27 protein-coding genes are annotated in these 26175 nt (G+C 73.3%); 18 read left to right on the top strand and 9 right to left on the bottom strand.

Annotation, left to right across the window (positions count from 1 at the left end; all coding sequences use genetic code 11):
• Positions 1–49: 49 nt before the first annotated feature.
• The 3 genes from ACFU7Y_RS12595 to ACFU7Y_RS12585 all read right to left on the bottom strand — a co-directional run bounded on the left by ACFU7Y_RS12595 (position 50) and on the right by ACFU7Y_RS12585 (position 5819).
• Positions 50–2344, bottom strand: a complete 2295-nt coding sequence (locus tag ACFU7Y_RS12595; RefSeq protein WP_224280531.1) for a collagenase — start codon at positions 2342–2344, stop codon at positions 50–52.
• Between the two features lie 291 nt (positions 2345–2635).
• Positions 2636–4930, bottom strand: coding sequence for a M9 family metallopeptidase (locus tag ACFU7Y_RS12590; protein ID WP_380767765.1), 2295 nt, complete (start codon positions 4928–4930; stop codon positions 2636–2638).
• A 319-nt stretch (positions 4931–5249) separates the two neighbouring features.
• A complete protein-coding gene (locus ACFU7Y_RS12585; RefSeq protein WP_380767763.1) occupies positions 5250–5819 on the bottom strand; it encodes a DoxX family protein in 570 nt (189 codons plus the stop codon).
• A 212-nt stretch (positions 5820–6031) separates the two neighbouring features.
• Here ACFU7Y_RS12585 and ACFU7Y_RS12580 point away from each other — a divergent pair, with 212 nt between their 5' ends.
• Positions 6032–6628: a TIGR03086 family metal-binding protein gene (locus tag ACFU7Y_RS12580; RefSeq protein ID WP_224280525.1), complete on the top strand. Its 597-nt coding sequence runs from the start codon at positions 6032–6034 to the stop codon at positions 6626–6628.
• Between the two features lie 69 nt (positions 6629–6697).
• Positions 6698–7153, top strand: coding sequence for a hemerythrin domain-containing protein (locus ACFU7Y_RS12575; protein ID WP_380767761.1), 456 nt, complete (start codon positions 6698–6700; stop codon positions 7151–7153).
• A gap of 16 nt (positions 7154–7169) precedes the next feature.
• Here the strand turns inward: ACFU7Y_RS12575 and ACFU7Y_RS12570 are convergent, their stop codons facing one another.
• Positions 7170–7958 carry a VOC family protein gene (locus tag ACFU7Y_RS12570; protein ID WP_224280521.1) on the bottom strand — a complete coding sequence of 263 codons (789 nt, stop codon included), beginning with the start codon at positions 7956–7958 and terminating at the stop codon, positions 7170–7172.
• Positions 7959–8344: 386 nt separating this feature from the next.
• On the opposite strand from ACFU7Y_RS12570, the gene ACFU7Y_RS12565 reads away from it, so the two are divergent.
• From ACFU7Y_RS12565 to ACFU7Y_RS12550, 4 genes are all read left to right on the top strand, one after another.
• Positions 8345–9022, top strand: a complete 678-nt coding sequence (locus tag ACFU7Y_RS12565) for a TetR/AcrR family transcriptional regulator (RefSeq protein WP_224280519.1) — start codon at positions 8345–8347, stop codon at positions 9020–9022.
• A 146-nt stretch (positions 9023–9168) separates the two neighbouring features.
• On the top strand, positions 9169–10695 hold the full coding sequence (locus ACFU7Y_RS12560; protein ID WP_224280517.1) for an MFS transporter: 1527 nt from the start codon (positions 9169–9171) through the stop codon (positions 10693–10695).
• 202 nt (positions 10696–10897) lie between these two features.
• On the top strand, positions 10898–12508 hold the full coding sequence (locus ACFU7Y_RS12555; protein WP_224280516.1) for a cytochrome bc complex cytochrome b subunit: 1611 nt from the start codon (positions 10898–10900) through the stop codon (positions 12506–12508).
• 31 nt (positions 12509–12539) lie between these two features.
• Positions 12540–12980 carry a PPOX class F420-dependent oxidoreductase gene (locus ACFU7Y_RS12550; protein WP_308020209.1) on the top strand — a complete coding sequence of 147 codons (441 nt, stop codon included), beginning with the start codon at positions 12540–12542 and terminating at the stop codon, positions 12978–12980.
• A gap of 150 nt (positions 12981–13130) precedes the next feature.
• Here ACFU7Y_RS12550 and ACFU7Y_RS12545 read toward each other — a convergent pair whose 3' ends face one another.
• Positions 13131–13400: a DUF1876 domain-containing protein gene (locus ACFU7Y_RS12545; protein WP_224280512.1), complete on the bottom strand. Its 270-nt coding sequence runs from the start codon at positions 13398–13400 to the stop codon at positions 13131–13133.
• A gap of 167 nt (positions 13401–13567) precedes the next feature.
• Between ACFU7Y_RS12545 and ACFU7Y_RS12540 the strand changes: the two genes are divergently transcribed.
• From ACFU7Y_RS12540 to ACFU7Y_RS12495, 10 genes are all read left to right on the top strand, one after another.
• Positions 13568–14443, top strand: coding sequence for a YndJ family protein (locus ACFU7Y_RS12540; RefSeq protein ID WP_380767767.1), 876 nt, complete (start codon positions 13568–13570; stop codon positions 14441–14443).
• Positions 14440–14958, top strand: coding sequence for a DUF1990 family protein (locus ACFU7Y_RS12535; protein ID WP_380767758.1), 519 nt, complete (start codon positions 14440–14442; stop codon positions 14956–14958). The genes ACFU7Y_RS12540 and ACFU7Y_RS12535 overlap by 4 nt, the downstream gene beginning before the upstream one ends.
• A gap of 111 nt (positions 14959–15069) precedes the next feature.
• Positions 15070–15723: a hypothetical protein gene (locus ACFU7Y_RS12530; protein WP_224282549.1), complete on the top strand. Its 654-nt coding sequence runs from the start codon at positions 15070–15072 to the stop codon at positions 15721–15723.
• Positions 15720–16448 (top strand): hypothetical protein, encoded by a 729-nt coding sequence (locus ACFU7Y_RS12525; RefSeq protein WP_380767756.1) that lies wholly within the window; start codon positions 15720–15722, stop codon positions 16446–16448. The genes ACFU7Y_RS12530 and ACFU7Y_RS12525 overlap by 4 nt, the downstream gene beginning before the upstream one ends.
• Before the next feature lie 301 nt (positions 16449–16749).
• Positions 16750–17139 (top strand): co-chaperone YbbN, encoded by a 390-nt coding sequence (locus ACFU7Y_RS12520; RefSeq protein ID WP_224282547.1) that lies wholly within the window; start codon positions 16750–16752, stop codon positions 17137–17139.
• Between the two features lie 434 nt (positions 17140–17573).
• Entirely contained in the window at positions 17574–18308 is a 735-nt protein-coding gene (locus tag ACFU7Y_RS12515; RefSeq protein WP_380767754.1) for an alpha/beta hydrolase, read from the top strand.
• A 152-nt stretch (positions 18309–18460) separates the two neighbouring features.
• Positions 18461–18805 (top strand): hypothetical protein, encoded by a 345-nt coding sequence (locus tag ACFU7Y_RS12510; protein ID WP_224282545.1) that lies wholly within the window; start codon positions 18461–18463, stop codon positions 18803–18805.
• Complete coding sequence (locus ACFU7Y_RS12505; protein WP_380767752.1) at positions 18802–20262, top strand: dihydrolipoyl dehydrogenase family protein; 1461 nt, start codon at positions 18802–18804, stop codon at positions 20260–20262. Before ACFU7Y_RS12510 ends, ACFU7Y_RS12505 begins: the two co-directional genes overlap by 4 nt.
• A 215-nt stretch (positions 20263–20477) precedes the next feature.
• The gene (locus ACFU7Y_RS12500; protein WP_380767750.1) at positions 20478–21572 is read left to right on the top strand and encodes a WD40/YVTN/BNR-like repeat-containing protein; all 1095 of its coding nucleotides are present in this window, start codon (positions 20478–20480) and stop codon (positions 21570–21572) included.
• A 93-nt stretch (positions 21573–21665) separates the two neighbouring features.
• A complete protein-coding gene (locus ACFU7Y_RS12495; RefSeq protein ID WP_224282542.1) occupies positions 21666–22418 on the top strand; it encodes a GNAT family N-acetyltransferase in 753 nt (250 codons plus the stop codon).
• A gap of 35 nt (positions 22419–22453) precedes the next feature.
• Here ACFU7Y_RS12495 and ACFU7Y_RS12490 read toward each other — a convergent pair whose 3' ends face one another.
• On the bottom strand, positions 22454–22777 hold the full coding sequence (locus tag ACFU7Y_RS12490; RefSeq protein WP_224282541.1) for an EamA family transporter: 324 nt from the start codon (positions 22775–22777) through the stop codon (positions 22454–22456).
• Between the two features lie 84 nt (positions 22778–22861).
• Here ACFU7Y_RS12490 and ACFU7Y_RS12485 point away from each other — a divergent pair, with 84 nt between their 5' ends.
• Positions 22862–23311 (top strand): SIS domain-containing protein, encoded by a 450-nt coding sequence (locus tag ACFU7Y_RS12485; protein WP_224282540.1) that lies wholly within the window; start codon positions 22862–22864, stop codon positions 23309–23311.
• Positions 23312–23354: 43 nt separating this feature from the next.
• Here ACFU7Y_RS12485 and ACFU7Y_RS12480 read toward each other — a convergent pair whose 3' ends face one another.
• Positions 23355–23822: a DUF4436 family protein gene (locus ACFU7Y_RS12480; RefSeq protein WP_380767748.1), complete on the bottom strand. Its 468-nt coding sequence runs from the start codon at positions 23820–23822 to the stop codon at positions 23355–23357.
• Positions 23823–23976: 154 nt separating this feature from the next.
• On the opposite strand from ACFU7Y_RS12480, the gene ACFU7Y_RS12475 reads away from it, so the two are divergent.
• Positions 23977–25005, top strand: a complete 1029-nt coding sequence (locus ACFU7Y_RS12475) for a LacI family DNA-binding transcriptional regulator (RefSeq protein ID WP_224282118.1) — start codon at positions 23977–23979, stop codon at positions 25003–25005.
• Positions 25006–25054: 49 nt separating this feature from the next.
• Here ACFU7Y_RS12475 and ACFU7Y_RS12470 read toward each other — a convergent pair whose 3' ends face one another.
• A complete protein-coding gene (locus ACFU7Y_RS12470; protein ID WP_224282119.1) occupies positions 25055–25573 on the bottom strand; it encodes a GNAT family N-acetyltransferase in 519 nt (172 codons plus the stop codon).
• Between the two features lie 127 nt (positions 25574–25700).
• Positions 25701–26175 (bottom strand): molybdopterin-dependent oxidoreductase (locus ACFU7Y_RS12465; protein ID WP_380767746.1); only part of this gene is annotated, 475 nt, incomplete at its 5' end.

Genomic DNA, 26175 nt, shown 5'->3' with positions numbered 1-26175 from the left:
CCGTAGCGCTCCGCCCGGGGCGGTCACCTGTCCGTTGGCCGTTCCCGGCTCAGATTTCGCTCGTGACGCTCACCCCGCTGAAGCCCTGCTGGGCGTAGAGGCTGAAGAAGACGTAGCCCGCCGGCGGGTTCGTCACGGTCAGCGTCTCGGAGTTGTCCGGGTTGGTCGACCGCGCGGTGGTGCTGTCGGTGTACGCCCAGCCGGTCGGGTTGTAGTAGAGGTCGCCGTTGCCGGTGCCGCCGCTGGTGGTGATCTTCACCTGCTTGGTGCCGGCCGGCACCAGCAGGTAGAAGTGCGCGTAGTTGCCCGTGGTGGCCGCGACGTTGCTGCGGGTGCAGTTGGCGTCCAGCTGCCGGGTGTCGGTGCCGGTGCACTCCGGCAGCTGCGGCGTGGTGGGCGTGCCGCCGCCGTCGGTGGCGCAGGCACCGGCCGCGCACCTGGTCAGCCAGCTGTCGAAGTCGGCGTCGTAACGGGTGCCGATGGTGGTCTTCAGGATGGTGCGGGCACCGGCCCAGTCGCCGGCCCGGTACTTGGCGAGGACCGCGTCCGTGTCGGAGCGGTGCTGCTCCAGCATGTAGCGCACGGCCAGGTAGCCCCAGCGGTAGACCCGGTCCTGGTCACCGTAGGCGGTGTCGAACAGGTCGCTCAGCTTGTAGGTGTGCCGGGCGGCGGCCGCGATGGCACCGTCGTTGTTGGCCTTGCGGTACGAGTAGGAGACGTACTCCGCGAAGCCCTCGACCCACCAGACGGTCGGGGTGGTCATGCCGGCGTTGAAGTCGCCGTACATGTCGAACCGGCCGTCGAGGTAGTGGGTGTACTCGTGGTTGAGGTTCCAGATCTCGAAGGACGGACGGGCCCACTCGGCCTCGTAGCAGAGGAAGCGCGGCTGGTTGCCGGCCGTGGCCGGCTGGCCCTCCAGGTACATGCCGCCGTTGTTGGTGTCGATGCCGTAGATCGCGGCGGCCAGCACCTGGTAGTCGAGCGAGGAGTGGAAGACCACGACCTCGATCGTGTTGTTGTTGTCGTCCTTGACCGGTCCGCTGTCCTTGGCCACCGAGTGGAAGAACGCGTCCTGGCCGGTCAGGCTGGTGCAGGCGGTGCCCAGCTGGGTGTTGTCCAGCGCCTGGGCGATCAGCTTGATGCTCGGGCTGCAGGTGTAGTTCACCGTCAGCACGCCGGCCTTGAGCTGGTCGGCCTTGTTGCAGGTGCCGTAGTACGAGCAGTTGCCGGCGTCGTAGTAGTCGACGCCCTCGGCGACCGCGGCCCACTGGTAGACGGTGCGGCCCTTCGGCTCGGACTTGTCGACCAGCCCCTTGGCGAGCGGACGGACCTTGGCCTGGAGGGCCGTGTCCTTCAGGAAGCGGGTCAGCTCCTTGGTCGCGTTGTAGACCAGCACGCCGTAGGTGTCGCCGAGCAGGCCGTTGTTGCGGGCCGCGAAGTCGGACAGCGAGTCCAGCACGCTCGGGTCGGCCTCGACGGCCGCGTCGAAGCCGGGCACCTGGTGGCCGCGGAACAGCACGGTGAACACCGGGTTGACCGCCCAGGCCATGCCGGCCGGGTTCCAGGTGTCGGCCTTGTAGTCGCCCAGCAGCCGCTTGACCACCGGCAGGTAGCGGACGTTCTCCTGCGCGCTGTCGATCAGGGTGACCGCCTCGCCCAGGATGGGCCCGTTGCCCGAGGCGACGTCACGCGAGTGCGCGCTGTTGAAGAAGGCGTCCAGGCCGGACTGGATCGCGGTCTTGAGGCCGGCGCCGTACTCGCCGACGTCCTCCTTGTGGTACCACTGCACGAAGTAGCCGGCGCGCAGGTAGAGCACCAACTGCTCGACGGAGGTGGAGTTGTCGCCGGGGTAGTTGGCCGACGCGTCGCGCAGCGCGTAGGCCACCGTGCTCATCTGCTCCTCGCGGAACGCGCCCCGCGCGTCGCCGCCGGTGAGCTGGAACAGGCTGTTGATGCACTGGATGTCGGCGTCCTTGATGTGCTGGACCAGGTCACTGCCGGTCCGGCCGGAGAAGTCGCCGACGGTACAGGGCTTTTCGGCCGCCGCGCCGAGGCTCAAAGCCTTGGCGGTCGGCCGGACCTCGGCCGGCCGGGTGTCGACCGGGAGCGGGGCGCGCTGGTCCGCCGAGGCCAACTGCTGCCCGCTGTCGGCTCGTTCGGTGGCGCCGATGGCGGGCTGCGGGGCCGGCCCGGTCGGGACGGGCGCGGGCGTGCCGCCCGGGGTGGGGGTGGCGGGGGCGGCCTGGGACTGCGGGGCGAACAGGCCGACCGCCAGGAACAGGGACAGGACGAGCGTCAACAAGCGTGCCAGCTGCGGGAGTCGCAGCAGACGTGAAGGACTCACGTGGGGGCCTCCGGGCCGTCGTCGACCGCGACGTGGGGCCGCGGCCGGTGGGGGTGTCGAGGACCGTTGGTGACGGCGCCGCGTGGGGGCGGCGGTTCCGTCGGGCACGGTGGGGGATGTGACATGTACCATGGCACATCTCACATGGCCTTGGGAACCCGGGGCGTTGTGCGCAGTTTGCGGGGAATCAGGTCGGGAACCGTGATGACGGTCCGCCGACAGACCTGCCCCGGGCGGGGCGCCGTAGCGCTCCGCCCGGGGCGGTCACCTGTCCGGTCTGCCGGATTCGGCTCAGAATTCGCTCGTGACGCTCACCCCGCTGAAGCCCTGCTGGGCGTAGAGGCTGAAGAAGACGTAGCCCGCCGGCGGGTTGCTGACGGTCAGCGTCTCCGAGTTGTCCGGACCGGCCGAGCGCGTGACGTAGGAGTTGGTGTACGCCCAGCTGCCCGGGTTGTAGTAGAGGTCACCGTTGCCGGTGCCGCCCTTGCTGGAGACCTTCAGCTGCTTGGTGCCCTGCGGCACCCAGACGTAGAAGTGCGCGTAGTTGCCGGTGGTCGCCGCGACGCTGCTGCGCACGCAGCCGGCGTCCAGCTTCCGGATGTCACCGCCCGCGCACTCCGGCAGCTGCGGCTCGCCCGGGGTGTCGGCGGCGCAGGCGCCGGCGGCGCACCTGGTCAGCCAGCTGTCGAAGTCGGCGTCGTAGCGGGTGCCGATGGTGGTCTTCAGGATGGTGCGGGCACCGGCCCAGTCGCCGGCCCGGTACTTGGCGAGGACCGCGTCCGTGTCGGAGCGGTGCTGCTCCAGCATGTAGCGCACGGCCAGGTAGCCCCAGCGGTAGACCCGGTCCTGGCTGCTGGTGGCGTAGACGGTGTCGAAGAGTTCGCTCAGCTTGTAGGTGTGCTGCGAGGCCACCGCGATGGCACCGTCGTTGACGACCTTGCGGTACGAGTAGGAGACGAACTCCGCGAAGCCCTCGACCCACCAGTCGATCGGGAGGACCTGGCCGGCATCGTAGTCGCCGTACACGTCGAACCGGCCGTCGAGGTAGTGGGTGTACTCGTGGTTGAGGTTCCAGATCTCGAAGGACGGGCGGACCCGCTTGTTCTCGTAGCAGAGGAAGCGCGGCTGGTTGCCGACCGTCGCCGGGTCGCCCTCCAGGTACATGCCGCCGTTGTCGGTCCTGATGCCGTAGATGACCGCCGCGAGCACCTTGTAGTCGAGGTCGGAGTGGAAGACCACGACCTCGATCGTCGTGTTGTTGTCGTCCTTGACCGGGCCGCCGTCCTTGGCCTCCGCGTGGAAGAACGCGTCCTGGCCGGTCAGGCTGGTGCAGGCGGTGCCCAGCCGGGCGTTGTCCAGCGCCTGAGCGATGATCTTGATGCTCGGGCTGCAGGAGTACTTCACCGTCAGGTTGGCGGCCTTGAACTTCGCCGGGTCGTCACAGGTGCCGTAGTACGAGCAGTTGGCGGCGTCGTAGAACCTCACCGCGAGCGCCGCGGCGCCACGCTGGTACAGGGTGGGCCCGCTCGGCGCGGACTGCTCGGCCAGCGTCCGGATGTACGGGCGCAGCCTGGACAGCAGCTCCGGGTACTGCATGAAGCGGCCCAGCTCGTTGACCGACTCGTAGATCATCTGCCCGTAGTCGCCACCGAGCAGGTCGTGGTTGCGGGAGATGAAGGTGAACAGGGTGTCCAGCACGGTCGGGTCGGCCAGCACGGCGGGGAGGTAGTCGGCCTCCCAGTGACCGGCGAACAGCGCGGTGAGCACCGGGGTCAGGCCCCACACCATGCCGGTCGGGTTCCAGGTGGTGCTGTCGTAGTCGGCCAGCAGGCGCTTGATGACCGGCAGGTAGCGGCCGCTGTCCTTGATGCTGTCGATCAGCGTGGTCGCCCGGGCCAACGGGCCGGCGTTGTCCGCCGTGACGTCCCGCGAGCGGGGGTTGGCGAAGAACGCGTCCAGCGCGGAGCGGCCGGCGGCCTTCAGGCTGTCGCCGTAGGAACCCACCACGTCGGGGTAGGTGTAGTGCACGAAGTAGCCGGCCTGGAGGAACAGCATCAGCTGCGAGATCGACGCGCTGTTGTTGCCCTGGTAGCCGTTCGCGGCGTCGCGCACCGCGTACGCCACGGTGATCATCTGCGACTCGCGGAACGCGCTGGCGGCGTCGCCGCGGCCGATCACGAACAGCGAGTTGATGCACTGGAGGTCGACGGACTTGATCTGCTGGACCAGGGCGCTGCCGGTCCGGCCGGTGAAGTCACCGACGTTGCAGGGCTGCGCGGCGGCCGCCGCACCCAGGCCGAAGGCCTTGGCCTGCGGCTGCTCGACCGTCGGCAGGCCGGTGAACGGGGCCGTCGGCGACTGGGGCACCAGGTCCTCCGGGCCGATCTGCTTCTTTCCGTCCGGCCTCGCCGGGGCCGTGTCGATGCGGTCCACGCCGATGGCGGGCGGCGGCGCCAGGTGGGCGGGCGCCGTGCCGGCGGGCGTGCCGGTGGGGGTCCTGCCGCCGGGGGTGGGAGCGGCGGGGGCGGCCTGGCCGAGCGGGGCGAACATGCCGATCGCCAGGACGAGGGTCAGAACGAGCGTCAACAGTCTTGCCAACTGCGGTACTCGCAGTAAGCGTCGGCCATTCACGTGGGGGCCTCCGGGCCGTCGACGGCCGCGGTCGGGGGCGCGGCCTGCGGTGGAGCGAGGACCGTCCGCAGCGGCACCGCGTGGGGCGGGTCCGCCGTGGATTCAGTGGGGATATGACATGTACCATTGCACACATCACACAACATTGTGAAGACCTTTACCCGAGGTCCACTCATTCGCAAGAGCGTGAAGGGCATGGCGACGGGTCGTCACCATGCCCTTTCCACTGACGGAACGGGGGAATTCCGGGTGTTCTCCGGCTGCCCCCGAGCGGCTACTTGCGGAGCAGCAGGATCACGCCCGCCGTCACCAGCCCGACCATGACGGCGGCCACGCCGTACGCCAGGCGGTGCGCCCGCAGCACCGGCAGGAAGCGGTCCACGGCGTAGCGGCCGGGGCCGGTCAGGGCGAGCGCGGCGGCGCCGGCGGTCAGCAGCAGCTCGTACTCGCTGCCCTTCGGGGCGAAGAAGCCGCCGCCCCAGGTGACGGCTATCGCGTTGACCATCGTGCCGACGATCGCGGCGCCCGCGAGCGGGGTCAACAGACCGACGGCGAGGGCGAGTCCGCCCAGCGTCTCGGTGAGGCCCGCCACCACGGCCATGGCATGGCCGGCCGGGTAGCCGCTCATGGTGAAGAACTGACCGGTGCCGTCGATCCCGCCGCCGCCGAACCAGCCGAACAGCTTCTGGCTGCCGTGCGCGGCCATGGTCAGGCCGAGGACCAGGCGCAGGAGCAGGAGTCCGGCGTCATAGGCGTGCGGGGAGGTCGTCGCGGGCCCGGAGGTGCCCTGGGCCGGGCTGACGGTGCTGGTGGCGGCGGTCGTGCTCGGGCTGCTGCTCGGCATGCGCGTCTCCATCGATCGGGGTTCGGTCGTCGTCCGGCGCGGCCGGACGTGGTCACAGGTCGTGGTGGTGCGGCGGGCACGGGTCGTCACCCAGCGCCATTGTTCAAATTTGAACCTGCCGCTCTCCCGACCGTACCTCGAAGTTCGAATTTGAACAACTGACGGACCGTCGGCGACTCGCGGGCCCCGCCCGGGCCGGGGAGGGTGGAGGCATGGCTCAACGCAGGCAACACCGACGGGAGTCGCGGACCGGCACCCCGTACCCCGAGGCGCTGGACGCCTTCGGCGAGCGCGTCCGGCTGATCACCCCCGGCCAGTGGGACTCCCCCACCCCGTGCGGCGACTGGTCCGTCCGTGACCTGGTCAACCACCTCACCGGCGAGCAGCTCTGGGTGCCCGAACTGCTGATGGGCGCCACCATCGGCGAGGTCGGCGAACGCTTCGACGGCGACGTGCTCGGCGACGACCCGGCCACCGCCTGGACCGACGCCGCCGGGGCTGCCCGGGAGGCCTGGGCCGTCCCGGGCGCCACCGAGCTGACCGTCCACCTCTCCTACGGGGACGTCTCCGGCCAGTCCTACCTGGACCAGCTCACCACCGACCTGGTGATCCACTCCTGGGACCTCGCCGAGGGCATCGGACGGCGCACCCGGCTTCCGGCCGGGCTCGTCGAGTTCGCGCTCGGCGAGTTCGCCACGTACGGGGACCTCTCCGGCAGCGGGCTCTTCGACCCGCCGCTGCCGGTGCCCGAGGACGCCGCCCCGCAGACCCGGCTGCTCGCCCTCACCGGGCGGCGGGACGGAGGGTGACCGGACGCGCCTCCCGGTGCCGGATACTGGAAGCCGGGGGAAGTCTTCCGTGCGAGAGGCGGGCGGGCCATGAGCCGCAGGCCTGACATCCTCGGCGAGTTCACCGCCGACCACCGGGCGGCCATCGAGCTGCTCGACCGGATCGAGGCCGCACCGGCCGACGACCCCGGGCGCAGCGAGCTGGTCTCCCGGCTGACCGACCTGCTGTTCACCCACTGCGCCGCCGAGGAGGAGCACCTCTTCCCGGCGGTGCAGCACGACGTGCCCGACGGCGGGGCCCTGGTGTTCCGCAGCATCCAGGACCACCTGGCGATCGGGCAGTACCTGGCCGACCTCCAGGGGCTCGGACCGGCCGACCCGGCCTTCGACACCCTGCTGCACGGCCTCGCCGAAACCCTGCGGCGGCACCTGCGCGACGAGGAGGAGCAGCTCTTCCCGGCCACCCGCAAGACCCTGCCCGCCGCTGCCCGCGCCGCACTGGGCGACCGGCTGCGGGCGGATCGGGCGGAGCTGGACGCCCCCTAGAACGCCGCGGGCCCGCTCAGTCCTTCGGGCTGATCACGGCGAACCGGGCGCCCTCGCGGTCCCGCAGCCGCGCCACCCGCCCGTACGGGGAGTCGAAGGCCGGCCCGATCGCCCCGCCGCCCAGCTCCACGGCCCGGGCCAGCGCCCGGTCGGCGTCCGGGACGGCGAAGGACACCTCCCAGTGCGGCGGCATCCCGGCCGGGCCGCCCGCCTGCTCCCTGGCCAGCGCCGCGACGCTGTGGCCCTCGGCGCGCAGCACCACCCGGTCGTGTTCCCAGCGGACGTCGAAGCGCTCCGGGTCCCGGCCGTCCCAGCGGAACACCTCGCCGTAGAACAGCGCCGCCGCGAACGGGTCCGGGGTGCGCAGCTCGATCCAGACCGGCGCCCCGGGCAGGTCCAGCTTCCGGGCCCGGCCCGGCGGGCCCTCCCAGATGCCGAACACCGCGCCCACCGGGTCCGCCGCGAAGGCCACCCGCCCGGCGTCGAAGGCCAACGGGCCGACCGCCAGGGTGGCACCGCGCTCACGCACCGCGTCGGCGGCGGCGTCGGCGCTCTCCGTGCCGAAGTAGCTGGTCCACGCGAGCGGGACCGCCCCGAAGCCGGCGACGCCCAGCCCGGCCACCGCCTCCCCGCCGGTCACCGCGTGCACGTACGGCCCGAAGCGGTCCGGCCCGGGCTCGAACTCCCAGCCGAGCAGCGGCCCGTAGAACTCCTCGGCATCCCCCAGGTCCCGGGCCATCAGGCTCACCCAGCACGGCACGGCCGCCACACAGCGCACCTTGGCGGCCATCTCACCGCTGCCCATCGCGAACCTCCTCGCCCACCCGGCCGCCGGGCCCCTCCCGACTCCCACGGCCCACCGGCCGCCCGGGACGCCCACAGCCTAGGCCGCCACCCGCACCGCCCGGGGAAGCCATGCCCGGGATCAGCGCACCCGGTTCCCGATCGGTGTCCGACAAGATGCCCACGGGGTCGGGGAGGCGGACGACCTTGCCGAAGGGGAGGGTCCGGACGGTCTCGTGGCGGACGCCGTCGAGCCGGGTCCTGGCGACAGTGGAATCCGGCCACCGACCGGCCGACGTGACGCGGGTCACCTCCGGAGAGGAAATTCCGGGGACGGATTCCCCGTTTCCGAGTACGTTGGCAGAACCGGGGAGAATTTCCCCGGTATCCTGATGAGGAGCAGTCGCCGTGACCACCACCGCCGAGCCGGTTCGTCCCGCGGGGAGCGCGCACACGCCGAAGCTGCGTGCGGATGCGAGCCGGAACCGGGAGCGGATCGTGCTGGCGGCCCGGGACGCGTTCGTCGAGCACGGTGCGGATGCGCCGCTGGACGAGATCGCGAAGCGGGCGGGGGTCGGCAACGCCACCCTGTACCGGAACTTCCCGGACCGGGTGGCGCTGATCCGCGAGGTGGCGGTGCTCGTCAAGAACCGCGTCCTGGCGCTCGCCGAGACGGCGACGGCGGAGGCGGACGCTCCTGACGGCGGCGGCCCGTTCGACGCCCTCCAGCGGTTCGCGCACGCGTCCGTCGGGGAAAAGGTCGGCGGCCTCTGCACCTTGTTCAGCAACCATGTCGACCCGTACGACCCGGAGTTGACCGAGATCCGGGAACGCCTGCAGGCCGCCGTGGGCGGGCTGATGGAGCGCGCCCGGGCCGCGGGCGAGCTGCGGTCGGACGTCGACCACGGTGACCTGTTCATCGCGATGAGCCAGCTGACCCGGCCACTGCCGAACACCTCCTGCCGACTGCTCGACGAGTTCGTCCACCGGCACCTGCAGATCTTCCTGGACGGCCTGCGCGCGCCGGCCCGTTCGGCCCTGCCCGGCCGGGCCGCGACCTTCGAGGACTTCCAGCCCCGGAACTGACCGACCACCACTACCGACCGTCCGGCGACGCGCTGCCGCGCCGCGGCACGCCCTCCGACCGCACGCTCTCCGTACGGCAACCCACCGTTCCCGTACGGCACTCGACCGTTCACGCACACCACACGCACCGTGAAGTGAGTACCCCCATGCCTCAAACCGACGCCCGACCGGCGACGCTGCCCGATCCCCGGCGCTGGAAGGCGCTGATATTCATCGGCCTCGCCCAGCTGATGGTCGTCCTCGACGCGACCATCGTGAACATCGCCCTGCCGTCCGCACAGCGCGACCTGGGCATCTCCGACGGCAACCGCCAGTGGGTGATCACCGCCTACGCGCTGGCCTTCGGCGGCCTGCTGCTGTTCGGCGGCCGGATCGCGGACCTCTGGGGCCGCAAGCGGACCTTCATCGTCGGCCTGACCGGCTTCGCCCTCGCCTCCGCGCTCGGTGGCGCCGCGGCCAACACCGCGATGCTGCTCGGTGCCCGCGCCCTCCAGGGCGTGTTCGGCGCGCTGCTCGCGCCGGCCGCGCTGTCGCTGCTCGCGGTGACCTTCACCGAGGCCAGGGAGCGCGCCAAGGCCTTCGGCATCTACGGTGCGATCGCCGGTGGCGGTGGCGCCATCGGTCTGATCCTCGGCGGCCTGCTCACCGAGTACATGAACTGGCGCTGGACCTTCTTCGTCAACATCCCGTTCGCCATCGTGGCTGCCGCGGGCGCCGTGCTGGTGATCCGCGAGCCCGCCGAGGGCCGCAACCGCAACCGGCTGGACGTCCCCGGCGTGCTGCTGGTGACCGCCGGCCTGGTCTCGCTGGTCTACGGCTTCACCCGCGCCGAGTCCGACGGCTGGTCGTCCGGCAGCACCGTGGGGCTGTTCGTCGCGGCCGCCGTGCTGCTGTCCGCCTTCGTCGTGGTGGAGCGCCGGGTCAAGGCCCCGCTGCTGCCGCTGCGCGTGGTGCTCGACCGCAACCGCGGCGGGGTGTACCTGTCGCTGGGCATGGCCGTGGTCGGCATGTTCGGTCTGTTCCTCTTCCTGACCTACTACCTCCAGATCGTGCTCGGTTACAGCCCAGTGCTGACCGGTGTGGCCTTCCTGCCGATGGTGGCGGGCATGATCACCGGCTCGACCCAGATCGGCGCCCGGCTGATGACCCGGGTCCCGGCCCGCTACCTGATGGCGCCGGGCTTCCTGGTCGCCTCGACCGGCATGTTCCTGCTGTCCCACATCGGCCTGGACACCTCCTACCCGGCGCTGATCCTGCCCGGCCTGGTCCTGATGGGCCTCGGCATGGGTACCGCGTTCATGCCGGCCATGAGCCTCGCCACGCACGGCGTCCAGCCGCGCGACGCGGGTGTGGCCTCGGCGATGGTCAACACCTCGCAGCAGGTCGGCGGCGCCATCGGCACCGCGCTGCTGAACACCATCGCGGCGAGCGCGACCACCAGCTGGCTGACCTCGCACGCCGGCGCCGCCGCCACCTCTCCGGCGGCCGCCAAGGCCGTGCAGTTCCAGGGCATGGTGCACGGCTTCACCACCGCGATCTGGGTGTCCTTCGGGATCCTGGTGGCGGCGGCCGCGGTCGCCTTCACCTTCGTCAACGCCGGCCGGCCGGGTGCCGCGGCGGGCTCGGACACGGGCGCGGCGGAGGAGAACGAGGTGCCGGTGCTGGTGCACTGACGCCCTTGGGGTTGCTCGGGTGCGTACGCGGCCCGTCCGGTGTCCTTCACGGCACCGGGCGGGCCGCTCGCCGTTTCCGGCCCGAAGGGGCCGCGCGGAAGGGACCCCCCGGGGTAGAAGCGGGGATCGCTCCCCGATTATGGTGGGCCCCAGTGCGAATCGGGGACTCCTCCCCGTTTCCTTCGGACCGAGGTGGGTGCACATGACCCGGAATCAGAGCCCTGGGCGGGGGCAGCGGGCCGCCGACTGGGCGGACGGCCGGCTGGGGATCTACTCCCTGGCCAGGGCGAACCTGCGGAAGATCTTCCCGGACCACTGGTCCTTCATGCTGGGCGAGATCTGCCTCTACACCTTCCTGATCATCATCCTGACCGGTGTCTGGCTGACGCTGTTCTTCAAGCCCGGCATGGGCGAGGTGGTCTACGCCGGCTCGTACGTGCCGCTCAGGGGCGTTCCGATGTCGGAGGCCTACGCCTCCACCGTGGACATCAGCTTCGAGGTCCGCGGCGGCCTGCTGATCCGGCAGATCCACCACTGGGCGGCGATCCTCTTCGTCGCGGCCATGTTCGTCCACATGATGCGGGTGTTCTTCACCGGCGCGTTCCGCAGGCCGCGCGAGATCAACTGGGTCTTCGGCTTCCTGCTGCTCTTCCTCGGCATGCTGGACGGCTTCTTCGGCTACTCCCTGCCGGACGACCTGCTGTCGGGCACCGGCATCCGGTTCATCGAGGGCGCGATCCTCGCCGTGCCACTGGTCGGCACGTACATCCAGATGTTCCTGTTCGGCGGGGAGTTCCCCGGCCACGACATCGTGCCGCGGTTCTTCACCATCCACGTGCTGCTGATCCCGGGCATCATGCTCGGCCTGCTGGTGGCGCACCTGATCCTGGTCTTCTACCACAAGCACACCCAGTGGGCGGGCCCGGGCAGGACCGAGAAGAACGTCGTCGGCACACCGCTGATGCCGGTCTACACGGCCAAGGCCGGCGGGTTCTTCTTCCTGGTCTTCGGCATCATCGCGCTGGTGGCGGCGGTCGCGACCGTCAATCCGATCTGGGCGTACGGCCCGTACCGCCCGGACCAGGTGTCCACCGACGCCCAACCGGACTGGTACATGGGGTTCGCCGAGGGCCTGATCCGGATCATGCCCGGCTGGGAGGTCGGACTGTGGGGGCACACCCTCAACCTCGGGGTGCTCATCCCGTTCACGCTGTTCCCGCTGATCCTGGGCGCCATCGCCGTCCACCCGTTCGTGGAGGGCTGGGTGACCGACGACAAGCGGGAGCACCACCTGCTCGACCGGCCGCGCAACGCGCCCGTCCGCACCGCACTCGGCGCCGCCTGGATCAGCCTGTACCTGGTGGCACTGGTGGCCGGCGGCAACGACCTCATCGCCACCCACCTGCACCTGTCGCTCAACGCCATCACGTACGCCGCCCGGGTCGGCTTCTTCGTCGTCCCGGTGGTCGTCTTCGTCATCACCAAGCGCTGGTGCCTCGGCCTCCAGCGCCGGGACCGCGACAAGGTGCTGCACGGGCGCGAGACCGGCGTCATCAAGCGCCTGCCGCACGGCGAGTTCGCCGAGGTGCACGCCCGGCTCTCGCCACAGGAACTGCACCGGCTCACGGCGCACGAACAGCCCTGCCCCCTCGAACTGCCCGCCCCGGTGGACGAGAATGGAGTGGCCCGCCCGGCGGGGGCGCTCACCCGCACCCGGACCCGGCTCTCCCGCGGGTTCCACGGCGAGAACGGCCGGATCCCCAAGCCCACCGCCGAGGAGTTCCGCGAGATCACCGAGGGCCACGGGCACTGACCCGCACCCCCCGATGGCACAGGGAGGACAGGTGCACCACCGAACCGACCGGCTCGCCGACAGCAGGTACCTCCTGCTCACCACCTTCGGCGAGGACGGCAGCCGGATGGAGTCGCAGCTCTGGGTGGTGCCGGACGGCACGGCCCTCGGGGTCTGGACCCCGGCCCACTCCGGCGAGGCCGAACGGATCCGCCGCCATCCCCGGGTACTGATCGGCCCCTGCGACGCCCACGGACGCCCCACCGGCCGGCAGGTCCCGGCGCGGGCGCGGCTCTGCGACGCCGACGACACCGCGCGCTACCGCACCTCGCTGATCAACAAGTACGGACTGACGGCGCTGATCGCGCTGGCCCGCAGCCGGTTCCGGGTGGGGCTCGCCGGGACGGTCGGCATCCGGATCACACCGGACGAGCTGGAACAGCGACTGGTCGGCCCGGAGTGGCAGCCGCCGGCCACCTACTGCGCCAACTGACGGACCGTCAATCCCTGTCGAGTGCCGGGGCCCCGGAACGGGCGGCTCCGGCACTCGGCGTTTCCGGAGCCACCTCCGGGGCGGCTCCGGAGCTTGCGCCCGGGGCCGACTCCGGAGCCGCTCCCGGACCGTCGCCCGGTCGCCAGGAGGTCACGACAGCGGGTGGGTCGGGACCGGACTGACCTCCTGGATCTCGCCGTGGGCCTTGGTGAGCAGCTGCGAGGCGAGCTCGTTGAGCGCGCGGGCCCCCGCGATCTCCTCGCCGACCCGCAGCTGTTCCGGGTCGGCGGGGTGACGGCTGCTGTAGCCGTGGGCGCGCAGCTCGCTCCCATCGCCGAGGCGCAGCAGCGCGGCGGCGCTGGTCCGCGGCCCCTCCTCGCGGAACTCCATCTCGATGTGCCAACCGACCAGAGTCTTCATGGCGGATCACCTCCATCGGTTACTCCTCCAGAGTGCGCCGCACCCACCGTGAACACCAGGCCAGCCGGGGCGGGCAGCATCGGGAGGGCGAGTTGAACGCGTTCAAGTCGGCCGCGTAGAGTCGGCGGCGAAAGCTATTTGAACGCGTTCAAGGGGGCGTGTCCGCCATGGGGAAGGGCACCACGGAACTGGTCGACCTGCTGATCCTGCTCGGCATGGGCGCCGTCGTCCCGCTCGGCCTCGCCCTGGTCGGCGAGCCCGGCCTCGCCCGGGTCCGCCGGCTCTGGCCGCTCGCCGCAGTACCCGGCGCGCTCTCGCTCTGGCTGCCCCGCGGCGGCCCGGCCGCCGGCTGCGCGGTGCTCTACGCGCTCGGCACCGTGGCCGTCGCCCTGCACGCGCCGCTGCGGCTGGCCCGCACCCGCTCGCTCGCCCCCGCCGAGGTCGCGGTGCTCACCGCGCTCGCCGCGCCCTCGGTGGCCGGGGTCGCCCTGGTCGCCGAACGCTCCGGGTACCCCTTGTTCGGCTTCGAACCGCACGTCCTGGCGCTCACCGTCCCGCACTTCCACTACGCCGGGTTCACCGCCGCCCTCGTCGCCGGACTGGTCTGCCGCGCCGCCCGCCCGGGCTCGGTCGCGGCCCGCTGCGCGGCGCTCAGCATCCCGGCCGGCACCCTGCTGGTGCTGGCCGGGTACTTCCTCGGCGACTGGTGGCAGTTCGCCGGGGCCGCCGTGCTGACCACCGGGATGTGGCTGGTCGGCCTGGTCACCTGGCGCGAACTGCGCCCCCGCGGCGGCGATCCGGTCACCGCCCGGCTGCTCGCCGCCTCCTCGGTCGTCCTCGCGCTCACCATGCTGCTCGCCCTGTGGTGGGCGCTCGGCCGGGCCGCCGGACTCCCCCACCCCACCCTGGCCTGGATGGCCGCCACCCACGGCGTCGGCAACGCGCTCGGCTTCGCGCTCTGCGCCCTGCTCGCCTGGCGCCGGCTCGCCGCCGACCACCCCCGCAGCACCACCCCGGCCAAGACGCCGGAGACCGTCCGATGAACGACTACGACTACCCCGAGCAGGGCGCCAGCCGCACCGGCGAACTGCCCGCCGGCTACAACCACCTGCGGCACAGCACCCTCATCGGCCACGCCCCCCCCCCCGCGCTGGAGGCCGCCGGCGCCGCCCTGCTCGACTGGCGGATGCACCGGCTCGCGGGCGTCCGGATCGACTCGACGGCCGACCGGGCCGCCCCGGGCGTCGCCGTACGCTGCGCCATCGGCCTCGGCCCGCTGCGGGCCGGCGCCCCCAACCGGGTGCTGGCCGCGGTCGACGGCCCGGACCGGTACGGCTTCACCTACGGCACCAGGGCCGGGCACCTGGCCCGAGGCGAGGAGACCTTCCTGGTCGAACTGGCCGCGGACGGCGCGGTCCGGTTCTCCGTCACCGCCTTCAGCCGCCCGGTCGCCTGGTACGCCCGACTGGCCGGCCCGCTGCTCCCGCTCGCCCAGCGCGCCTTCGCCCCGCACTGCGGACGCGTACTGGCCCGGATCGCGGCAGGGCCGGCCGACTGAACGGCGGCAGGACCGGTCGGGCGGCGAACGGTCGGGCCGGGTCGCGGCGGCGCCTGGCGGCGGGGGTCAAACCGCTGGTCGGGACGGTGGGCTGTCCTGGATGATCGGCGGATGATGTCGATGCGCCCGGTCCTGGAGATCTTCGCCCCCGACGGCTTCGCGCTCTGGCCGACGAGCAGCCACGCGCCGCACCTGGACCTCACGCTGAGCGGGCGGTTGACGCCGGCCGAGGTGGGGACGGCGGTGTGGCGGTTGGCCGCCTGCAACGACGTCGAGCCCGACCACGAGCAGGCCGAGGAACGCGGCCCCCGGCCGGCGGACCCGCTGGGTGCCTTCCTGCACGGGCTGCTCACCGAGCCGCACCCGTACGCTCCCGGCGGGCTGGTGCTGAGCGACTCGGCCACCGGCGCCGTCTTCGAACCGGGCTGCTGCAACGGCCTGGAGGACTGGCGCGAATGGCGGGACGTCACGGACGGCTCCGGCACCGCCTGGTTCGGCCACGACCCCGATGCCCGGGCCGAACGCGTCGGCCGGGTCGTCCGGCTGACCCAGGACGCCGGGGACCGCGAGGACGGCGAGGACCACGACGACACGGTGATCGAGCTGCCGGTGGACGAACTGCGCCGGCTGCTCACCGGGGTCGAGCGGGACCTGCTCGACTTCCTTGCCCTGGTGGCGAGTTGGGCCGGGCAGCAGATTCCCGAACACGCCGAGACCGTCACCGTCGCGCTCGCCCGGGCACTGGACCTGGAGCCGCCGGCATGACCAGCTTCCACACCCACCGGGCCCTGGTGCACGACTCCTCGCTCCCGCCGTACCGCCGACACCGCGCGCTGCTCACCTGCCTGAACCGCTTCTCCCCCTACGGCTTCCAGGCCACCTACCACCACCTGACCCTCAGCGCCCGGATGCCGCGCCACCTGCCAGCCGACCCGGACGCGCTGGTCCGTGCGGTGGACGAGCTGCACGAGGCGCGCGAGCTGTGGCGGGCCCGGGCCGAGGAGTACGCGGCGCAGCGGCGGGCGCAGAAGCAGGCCCGGCGCCGGCAACCGCCGGAGCCGGCCTGGTGGCGCTGGTCCTGGGGCTCGTTCGACCTGGCCTGGCGCTACGACCCGTTCCTGCACCCGCCGTTGCGCCTGCCCGACTACGTCCGGCGGCAGAACGCGCTGATGGATGGCGCCGAGCTGCCCGGCTGTCCGGCCTGCGGGGAGCAGGGCCCGACGGTGACGGTCGCGACCGCCCACGGCCACGCCGGACTGTGCCGCTGCTGCGCGCGGGTGCTGACGCCCTGCGGCTGCGGGCAGTGGCACCGCTTCGAGCCGGGGCTGCGGGTCAGTTGGAGCCGGATCTGGCGGCGCGAGCACATGACAAATGCCGGCGGGCCCAGCCCGCACTGGCCGGGTGTCCGGGGCGCGGCCCGGATCGAGCGGCTGGAGTCGTACACGGTCCGCTGGAAGTCAGGCGTGATGCACTGGGACCGTGACCAGTAGCGCCCAGCCGGCCTGCACCCGGACCTCGAAGTGGTCGATGTCCCCCGGCTGGAAGGCCGCGCCGCCGGTGGTGCGCACCGTTGCGTCCCGGCTGCCGTAGCCGGTTGCGGAGTGTGTTGCGCATGGGGTGCCTCCCGCGAAGGGGGAAGAATCGGGACGGACCGGACAGCATTCCGTACGGGCGGTGGCCGCCGACGGCTCGACCCCGGCGCCCGGGACCGCCGGAATACCCCGTCGACCAGGACCGTTGTGGCGGGCACATGGTCGCAAGCACCACCGCCGGAAGGGAAGGAACCGCGAGATGAGCAGCACGGTCGAGCTGACCAAGGAGAACTTCGACGACATCGTCCCGGGCCCGGAGGGCAAGGACTTCGTCTTCATCGACTTCTGGGCCGGGTGGTGCGGGCCGTGCCGCCAGTTCGCCCCGGTGTACGAGAAGGCCGCCGAGCGCCACTCTGACCTGGTCTTCGCCAAGGTGGACACCGAGGCGCAGCAGGAGCTGGCCTCCGCGTTCGACATCCAGTCGATCCCGACGCTGGCGATCATCCGTGAGGGCGTACTCGTCTTCTCGCAGCCCGGAGCGCTGCCGGAGGCGGTGTTCGAGGACCTGATCGGCCAGGCCCGCAACCTGGACATGGCCGAGGTGAAGCGCAAGGTCGCCGAGGACCAGGCGGCCGGCGGCCAGGCCTGATCCGGACGCCCGAGGGCCGGGGAGCCTCGTCTCCCCGGCCCTTCGCCGTACCGGGCCCCCGGTGCCGCCAGGGCGCCCCGGCCGGCGACTCCACCACCCGCTGGACCGGGTCGAAGCCCTCGGGCGGCTCGAAGCGGCGGACGGTACGCTCGTCCACGTCGAGTCGGGCGGCCGGTTCGGCACCGGTCAGACCGGGGCGGTCCCGGAGCAGTTCCAGCAGGGCGAGGACGCGGCCGACCGGGTGCTCCTTCCCGTCTCCGCGCCGCTCTTCACGCATGCCCGGCGGCGAGGCAGCAAGGCGGAGAAAATCGGGCGACGTCCGCCCGGATCCGATCCTAGGGTCGACGGCGGAGAAGGCCCCATCGCGGCGAAGCCCTCCCGCGGGCCCGTCGAGGCCTCCTCCGGACATCCCCGTCGACGAAGGAGAGACCACCATGAGCACGTTCGTACTGGTACCCGGGTTCTGGCTCGGCGCCTGGGCCTGGGACGAGGTGGCCGCGCCGCTGCGCGCGGCCGGGCACCGGGTGTACGCCGTCAGCCTGCCCGGGATGGCCGAACGCGCCTCCGAGACGGGCGAGTTCGGGCTGGAGGAGCAGATCGCCGACCTGGCCGCACTGCTGGTCCGGGAGGACCTGTCGGACGTCGTCCTGGTCGCCCACAGCGGCGCCTGCGCCCCGGTGGGCGGGCTCGCGGACCGGCTTCCGGAGCGGATCCGCCGGGTGGTCTACCTGGACAGCCGCCCGCTGGTCGACGGCGCGTCGGTGTACGACCTGTGGCAGCCCGACTTCCGGCGGATGGCCGACACCTCGGTGGTCGACGGCCGCCTCCCGATGCCGTCCTGGGAGTTCCAGTCCGAGCACGGCGTGAGCACGGCGGGGCTGGACGAGGCCGCCCTCGCCCGCATCCGCTCCCGCGCCACCCCGCACCCGGCGGGGGCGTTCCGGGACCGGCTGCGGCTGACCGGCGCCGGGGCCGCACTGCCGCAGGCGCTGGTCTCCTGTTCCTTCCCGCTCTCCCGGATGCGCGAGCTGATCGCCTCCGGGGACCCGTACTTCGCCGGGTTGTCCGGGCCGAACTGGGAGCTGCGTGAACTGCCCACCGGGCACTGGCCGATGTTCTCCCGCCCGGCCGACACGGCGGCGGTGCTGGCGGAGCTCGCCGCGCTCTGAGCCCGTCGGTCCGTCCGCCGCCGGGCCCCGCCCTGTCCTGTCCGTGCCCTCGGTTCGTCCGACGGCGCCCTCCGCGTGTCCGTCCGTCGCGCAACCGCGCCCGGACCGGCAGGATGGGGCCCACGCCGTACCCGAGCGAACAGCGAGCATCCGTGCGCGATCAGCCCAGCCGTACCGAACCGCCGGACGCCGTGCCGGAGTTCCGGCCGGACCGCGGTCCGAGGCCGTCCGCCCCACTGCGCGCCGCACCCGGCACCTGCGCCCTGGTCACCCTGCGGACGCGTGACGGGCGCGAGAAGTGGCCGCCGGCGGCGGACCGGGTCAGGCTCGGGTACGGAAGCGAAGGCAGCCGCGGCCCGCACTCCCGGAGGGTCGCCCGCACCGGCGGCCCGGACGGGAACCGGCGCGCCCGGCCGCTCGACATCCGCGAGCGCACACCCGCCACCCTCGCCCAGCGGGCCGGGGTGGCCATCGAGACGACGGAGGACCGGGCATGACCAGCACCGCCGAGGAGTACGACGTCATCGTCCTGGGGGCCGGCCCGACCGGCGAGAACGTTGCCGACCGGACGGTTGCCGCCGGGCTGCGCACCGTGATCGTGGAGGCCGAGCTGGTCGGCGGCGAGTGCTCCTACTGGGCCTGCATGCCCAGCAAGGCGCTGCTGCGCCCGATGGCCGCGCTGGACGACGCCCGCGCGGTGGCCGGCTCCCGCGAGGCGGTCGGCGACCGGCGGCTGGACCCGGCCGCGGTGCTGGCCCGGCGGAACTCCTTCACCTCCGACTGGCAGGACGACGGCCAGGTCCGGTGGCTGCGGGACACCGGCATCGAGCTGGTCCGCGGCCACGGCCGGCTGGCCGGGGAGCGAACGGTGACGGTGGAGGCCGAGGACGGCAGCGAGCGGGTGCTCACCGCCCGGCACGCCGTCGCGGTCTGCACCGGCAGCCGCCCGTTGCTGCCCGCGCACGTGCCGGGGCTCGCCGAGGCCCACCCGTGGACCAACCGGGAGGCGACCGGCTCGCAGACCGTCCCCGGGCGGCTGGCGGTGGTCGGCGGCGGGGTGGTCGGGGTGGAGATGGCCGCCGCCTGGCGGGCGCTCGGCTCCGAGGTGGTGCTGCTGGTGCGCGGTGACGGGCTGCTGCCACGGATGGAGCCGTTCGCGGGCGAGCTGGTGGCGGACGGCCTGCGGGCGGCCGGGGTGGACCTCCGCTTCGGCACCGAGGTCACCGCGCTGGAGCGGGCGGACGGCTCCGGACCGGTGACCCTGACGCTCGCCGCCCGGGACGGCCAGGGTGGCGGCGGGACGCTGACCGCCGACGAGGTGCTGTACGCGACCGGCCGGGCCCCGCGCACCGCCGACATCGGGCTGGAGCAGGTCGGCCTGAAGCCGGGCGGCTGGCTGGAGGTGGACGACAGCTGCACGGTGCTCGGCGTGGACGACGAGTGGCTCTACGCCGCCGGGGACGTCAACCACCGGGCGCTGCTCACCCATCAGGGCAAGTACCAGGCCCGGATCGCCGGCGCGGCGATCGCCGCCCGCGCCCAGGGGCGCCCGCTGGACACCTCGCGCTGGGGCACGCACGCCGCGTCCGCCGACCTCGCGGGCGCGCCCCAGGTGGTCTTCACCCAGCCCGAGGTCGCCGCCGTCGGTCTGACCCGGGCCGCCGCCGAGGCGGCCGGGCTGCGGGTGAAGGCCGTCGACCACGAGATCGGCTCCGTCGCCGGGGCCTCGCTCTACGGCGACGACTACCGCGGCCGGGCCCGGGTGGTCTTCGACCTGGACCGGGAGGTGATCGTCGGCGCCTGCCTGGTCGGGCCCGGGGTGGCCGAGCTGCTGCACTCGGCCACCGTCGCGGTGGTCGGCGAGGTGCCGATCGACCGGCTCTGGCACGCGGTGCCCGCGTACCCGACGATCAGCGAGGTCTGGCTGCGACTGCTGGAGGACTGCCGGGGGTAGCGCCCCCGAACGGGCGGCCCTCCGACCGGACGGGCACTCGAACGTCCGTCCGTTCGAGTGCCCGTCCGAACGGACGCCGGCCTCCTGGGTGACCGGCGCACCCGTCGGCCTCCCGGGTGACCGGCGCGGCGAGGTGTGACCGCCGGTGGACGGCGGGACACTGGCAGTCGGGGGCCGTCCGGGGGGGCCGAGCTCGTGACCAGGTGGTGTGAGGCATGACCGAGGTGCTGTTGGCCGTCGGAACCGAGAAGGGCCTCTTTCTCGGCCGCAGCCGCGACCGGCTGACGTGGAAGTTCAGCGGGCCGCACTTCCCGATGAACGCGATCTACTCCGTCTCCATCGACCGCCGTGACGACCGGACCAGAGTGCTGGCCGGGGCCGACAGCAGCCACTGGGGGCCCTCGGTCTGGCGCTCCGACGACCTCGGCGCCAGCTGGTTCGAGCCGCCGCAGCCGGCCGTCCGCTTCCCCGAGTCCACCGGCGCCTCGCTCACCCGGGTCTGGCAGCTCCAGCCCGCCGGAGCGGAGGCCCCCGGCGTCGTCTACGCGGGCACCGAGCCGGCCGCGCTGTTCCGCTCCACCGACGGCGGCGAGACCTTCGCCCTGGTCGAGCCGCTCTGGAACCACCCGCAGCGGCCGCAGTGGGGCGCCGGCTACGGCGGCCAGGGCCTGCACACCATCCTGACCCACCCGCGCGACCCGCAGCGGCTGCTGGTCGCCGTCTCCAGCGGCGGCGTCTACCGCAGCAAGGACGGCGGCGACAGCTGGGAGCCCTCCAACACCGGCCTGCGCGCCGAGTTCTTCCCGCAGGAGAGCCAGTACCCCGAGTTCGGCCAGTGCGTGCACAAGATCGCCCCGGACCCGGTGCACCCGGACCGGCTCTACCTCCAGAACCACGGCGGCGTCTACCGCAGCGACGACTGGGGCGGCAGCTGGCGCTCGATCGTGGACGGGCTGCCCGCCGAGTTCGGCTTCGCCGTGGCCGCCCACCCGCGCCGGGCCGACACCGCCTACCTCTTCCCGCTCGGCGGCTCCGACGACCGCATCCCGCCCGGCCGCCGCTGCCGGGTCTTCCGCACCACCGACGGCGGCACCAGCTGGCAGCAGCTCGCCGAGGGCCTGCCCGGCGAGGACCACTACGGCATCGTGCTGCGCGATGCCCTGCGCACCGACGACGCCGCCCCGGCCGGGATCTACTTCGGCAACCGGACCGGCGACGTGTACGGCAGCCGGGACGAGGGCGAGAGCTGGTCACTGCTGCTCTCCCACCTGCCGGACGTGCTCTGCGTCCGGGCGGCGGTGGTGGGCTGAGCCTGTGGTGGCCTGAAATAACCGGTTGCCGGCCGGCAGGGCCTCGGTGAGCATGGGCCGCCGACGAACGATCACACGATTGTGGGGTGGGCCATGGCCGAGGACTGGGTGGTCAGGCGGGGTACCGACGGCGAGCCGGTGCTGCGCTACCTGCTGGACGAGCGGGAGGGGCGGCCGTGGGCCGACCTGCTGGAGGTCCTGGACGAGTCGGTGGACGCCGCCGGGTTCATCCGGGCCGAGCTGCCCGGCTGGGTGGTCTCCAGTTCTCCCGGGCTCGGGCGGGAGCTGGTGGCGCGCGGCGCGCGGGTGCTGCGGCACGCCCACACCTTCCGCCGCGACCTGCGTGCCGATCCCCCGCCCGCCGACTGGGCCGGGACGCCGCTGCGCGAGGGCCTGCGGGCGGTGCCCTGCGACCGCGCGCCCGAGGAGCTGTACGAGGCCTGGCGGGCCGCCTTCCCTCCCGGCCACATCGACCACTACCCGGGCGAGAAGGCCCAGGTGCTGGCCGAACGTCTCGGACTGCTGCTCGAAGGGAAGAGCATCGGCCCGGTGCTGCCGTCCAGCCTGCTCGCGGTGGACGCGGAGGACCGCGTGGTCGCCGGGCTGATCCTCACCGACCGCGACGGCCGGCCCTGGGTCGCCGACGTCTTCCGCCACCCGGAGCTCGGCTACCGCGGCCTCGGCGCGGACCTGCTGCGCAGGGCGATCGGGGACGCCGGCGCGCGGGGGCTCGCCGACGTGACCCTGGTGGTGTCCGAGGGCAACCCGGCCCGCCGGGTCTACGAGTCGCTGGGCTTCGTGCTCCAGGAGACCTCGCTGACGGTCGTCGTACCCGACGCCGGCTAGGAACGGACGCCGGACCTCGCCCGTGCCCCGGCGGTTCAGGGCCGGGCGAGTTCCAGGACGGCGATCCCGCCCAGCACGGTGAGCGCGGCGGTCAGCCGCAGCCGGCCGAGGCGCTCGCGGAACACCACGGTGGCGATCAGCGCGGCGATGACGATGCTGGTCTCGCGCAGCGCCGCGATCGTCGCCAGGTTGCCCCGGGCCTGCGCCCACACCACCAGCCCGTACGCCGTCAGCGAGAGCACCCCGCCGGCGATGCCCAGCGGCACCGCCCGGCCCGCCCCGGCGAGCAGCCCGGGACCGCGCCGGACCCGGACGATCAGCGCCAGCAGTGGCCCCTGGAGCAGGAAGAGCCAGGCCACGTAGCCGCCGACCGTCCCCTCACCGCCACCCTCTCCGCGGCCGACCTGCGGGCGGCCGCCGGACTGCTGGACGGCGCGAGCCGGGTGGTGCTGATCGGCGCCGGACTGTCCGGCGCGGTGGTGCTCGACCTCGGGTACCGGCTGCGCGCGCTCGGCCTGCTGGTGGACGCCCCGGCCGACCCGATCACCGCCCAGCTGGCCGCCGCCGGGCTCGGGCCCGGCACGGCCTGCCTGGCCGTCAGCCACACCGGCGCCACCCGCAGCGTGGTGGACGCCGCCCGTCTGGCCCGCGAGGCCGGGGCCGAGGTGCTGGCGCTCACCAGCTACGCCCGCTCCCCGCTGACCGAAACGGCCACCCTGGCCCTGGTCGCGGGCGGCCAGGACCTGGTCTTCGGCCTGGAGACCACCGCCAGCCGGCTCGCCCACCTGGCCGCCGTGGACGCGCTCGCCCAGACGCTGCTGGCCCTGCGCGGCCCCCGCGCCGAACGCGCCCTCGGCCTGTCGGCGGACGTCACCGCGGACTACGCGTACTAGGACTGCGCGTACTGGCTGCGGCCATGGTCGCGGCCGGCGCCCGTCAGTCCTTGTGCCCGCCCTCGATCCGGGCGCCGCGCACCACGACCATGGTCAGGCCGACCGCGACCAGCAGTTCCGCCCAGAAGAACGCCGCGTGGTCCAGCAGCGAGCCGATCGGCGGGTTGCCGGGCGCGGCGTTGCGCATGCCGACCAGGGCGAACAGCGTGGCCGCCATCCAGCCGAGGGCCGGCCGGACGATGCCGCGCCGCCGGCGGACGATCAGCCAGGCCGCCACCAGCGCGGACAGCGCCAGCGCCCACATCGCGGCCATCATGAACCAGGCCAGGATGAAGGTGCTGCGCGAGCGGCTGATCCGCTCGGTCACCGCGATGCCGAAGCCCTCGCTCTGCTTCTCGGCCTGCCGGAAGGCGAAGAACGGGTCGGCCCGCACCCGGGCGTGGATGCGGACCCGCGGCCGGGCCGCCGGGCGCGTGCTCCGGACGGCCCGCCGGTGCGGCGGCGCGCTCATCGGCCTACTCCCACGGTCGGCGGGCGGCTCCGGATGCCGCCCGTCCCGCCACCCTCCGGGCGGCCGCGGCCGGGACGCAACCGCAGTAGGCCGATCGGGCGGCCGGAGGCTCGGCAAACAGGCTGGTCGGAGGGGCTGTGTAGGCTCAACGGTCATGGCGAGGGTGACGCGGGACGATGTGGCGCGGGTGGCGGGGACGTCCACGGCGGTCGTGAGCTACGTGATCAACGACGGACCGCGGCCGGTGGCGCCGGCGACCAGGGCGCGGGTGCTCGCGGCGGTCGAGGAACTCGGCTACCGGCCGAACCGGGTCGCCCAGGCGATGGCCCGGCGGCGGACCAACCTGCTCGGGATGGTCGTGCCGGACGCCCGCCAGCCCTTCTTCGCCGGGCTCGCGCACGCCGTCGAGCAGGCCGCCACCGAACACGGCCGACTGCTGCTGATCGGCAACTCCGACTACGCCGACGAGCGCGAGGCGCACTACATCCGCGCCTTCCTCGGGATGCAGGTGGACGGTCTGATCCTGGTCACCCAGGACCCGGCCACCCCCGGACTGACCGGCTTCGACGTGGCCGACGGCACCCCGGTGGTGCTGCTGCACCACCGGGCGGAGAGCGCCGACGGCGTCGCCGTGGTCGCGGACGACGAGGGCGGCGCCCGCGAGGTGGTCCGCCACCTGCTCGGGCACGGTCATGCCGAGGTGCACTGCTTCGGCGGCACCCTCGCGCTCAGCCCACACGACCCGGTCACCGGGCGGACGGCCGGCTGGGCCGCCGCGCTGGAGGAGGCCGGGCTGCCCACCGAGGGGCGGCTCACCCCGGCGCCGTTCGACCGGATCCGGGCGCACGCCGAGGCCCTCACCCTGCTCGCCCGGCCCGACCGGCCCTCCGCCGTGTTCTGCGCGACGGACGACCAGGCGATCGGCCTGCTGCGGGCCGCCGACGACCTCGGCATCCGGGTGCCGGAGGACCTCGCGGTGGCCGGCTTCGACGACATCGCCGAGGCGGTGATCGCCGGACCGGCGCTGACCACCGTCACCGCGGCACAGGACGAGATGGCCCGCGCCGCGCTGGATCTCGTCCTCGGCGGGCCGGAGCACCGCGCCCAGGGCACCCGTACCTTCCCGGCCCGGCTGGTGGTCCGGCGCTCCTGCGGCTGCCCGCCGGCCGAGGCCCGGGACTGACGTCGGGCCGGGGACGGACGCCGGCGCCTGCGCGGACCCCTCGGTCTTCTCACTCTTCGAGCAGCTCGTCCGCGAGCAGGTCCATCAGCAGGTTGTCGTGCCAGGTGCCGTCCGGGCCGCGCTCGTACTGGCGCATGGTGCCGACGGTGCGGAAGCCGACCTTGGCGTAGCAGCGGATCGCGGCGAGGTTGTCCGCGGCCGGGTCGATCACCAGCCGGTGGTAGTGGTGGTCGTGCACCAGGTGCCGGGCCATCGTGCGCACGGCGTCGGTGCCCAGGCCCAGGCCGTGCACCGTCGGGTCGAGGTAGAGGTCCATCCCGGCGTGCCGGTACTCGTCGTCGTTGTTGGCGTACCACTGGATGGCGCCGACCACCTTGCCGCCGAGTTCGATCGCGAAGGTCTCGGTTCCGGGCGATTCCAGGTCGTTGGCGACCTCGTCGGCCAGGTCGTCGCCGCCCCGCCAGCGGGCGAACACCTCGGGCGTGCCACGGATGGCCGCCAGCGCCGGGATGTCCTCGCCGGTGGCTGGGCGGAGCGTGACCAAGGTGCCGTGCAGAATCGTCCCCATATGGGGCATGTTGGCACGGAAACCCCGCTCCGGCGAGTGTTTTCGGGCACCGTCCGCCCCCTTCCGGCGAGCGGCCGCGGGGCGGGACGGCAGGGGCCGGGCGGCGGCCCGACGAGGCGGCCGGGCGTCAGGTGGCGGGGCGCGCCGGGTCGCCGAGGGGGCCGAGCCAGACGGCGGTGACGGCGCTGACGTAGCGGGCGCCGCAGTGGTCGTCGGGGACGACGAGCTGCGGGCCGGTGGCGTCCAGCGGGGCCCCGTCCATGCTGGTGGCGAGCAGGATCTCCTGGCCGCCGAAGTCCGGGTCGATCTCGGCCCAGGAGACCACCGCCCGGTGGCCGTCGGCGCCGACCACCGAGAGCAGGAAGCGCAGCCGCTGCTTGCGGCCGGAGAAGTCGATCCGGGGCCGGGCGGCGCGCAGCACGTCCAGCAGCGCCGGGCCCTCGTAGCCGTGGCGCTGCTCGCCCGCGGTCCGGCAGTCGAAGCTGACCTCGACCCGGCGGGCGGGGAGGGCGCGCAGCTCCGCCACCGTCAGCTCGGCGGGGCGGTCGAGGTGGCCGTGGAGTCGGACGGTGGGCCTCGCCGGGGTCATGGGTGCTCCCTCC

This window comes from Kitasatospora sp. NPDC057542, from assembly GCF_042801945.1.
Taxonomy (GTDB): Bacteria; Actinomycetota; Actinomycetes; order Streptomycetales; family Streptomycetaceae; genus Kitasatospora.
The sequence above is the reverse complement of the archived record's forward strand: the minus strand, read 5'-3'. Positions and strand labels throughout refer to the sequence as shown.